This is a genomic window from Microvirga sp. P4_G7, from assembly GCF_056401005.1.
In genome coordinates, this window is sequence record NZ_JBFUKD010001076.1 from 1 (window position 1) to 765 (window position 765).

Genomic DNA, 765 nt, shown 5'->3' on the forward strand with positions numbered 1-765 from the left:
GGCTTACGTCAACAACCCCGATCTGAACGCACAGAGGGCCAGCGTCCGGGCAACGGACGAAAACGTCGCCCAGGCGAAATCCGGATTTCGGCCCCAGGTGACCGCATCGGCCGATGCCGGCCGGAGCTACACTGATTTCGAGACGCCCTCATCGGGACGGCTGCCCAATTCGCGGGAAAGAGAAACTCTCAATCCGCGCGGCTACGGCATTTCTGTCGAGCAATCGATTTTCAACGGCTATCGGACCCTGAACTCGGTCCGGCAGGCGGAATCGAGCGTTCTCGGCTCCCGCGAGACCTTGACCAACAACGAACAGAATACGCTGTTCAACGCTGCCTCCGCCTACATGAACGTGTTGCGCGACACGGCGATCCTCGATCTGCAGCGCAACAACGTCGAAGTCTTGGAAGAGCAACTTCGACAGACGCAGGATCGCTTCAATGTCGGTGAAGTTACCCGGACCGACGTCGCGCAGTCGGAATCCCGTCTCGCCGCGGCGCGTTCGCAAGTCAGCATCGCGGAAGCCAATCTTCGGGCGAGTGTCGCAACCTATCGCCGGGTCGTCGGCGTTGAGCCGCGCCAGCTCGCGCCGGGACGTCCCCTCGACAAGCTGCTGTCGTCCAATCTCGATACCACCCTGAAAGTGGCGCTGACGGAGCATCCTGCCATCAAGGCCGCTCTTCATGCGGTGGACGTGGCTGAGATCCAGGTGAAGATCGAGGCCGGAGCGCTCGCTCCACAAGTCGGCGTCCGCGGGTCGGTGCA

Annotated in this window: 1 protein-coding gene; it reads left to right on the forward strand. The window is 62.1% G+C overall.

The features are described from left to right. Window positions 1-765 (forward strand): TolC family protein (locus AC1DT3_RS23125; protein WP_477467497.1); only part of this gene is annotated, 765 nt, incomplete at both ends.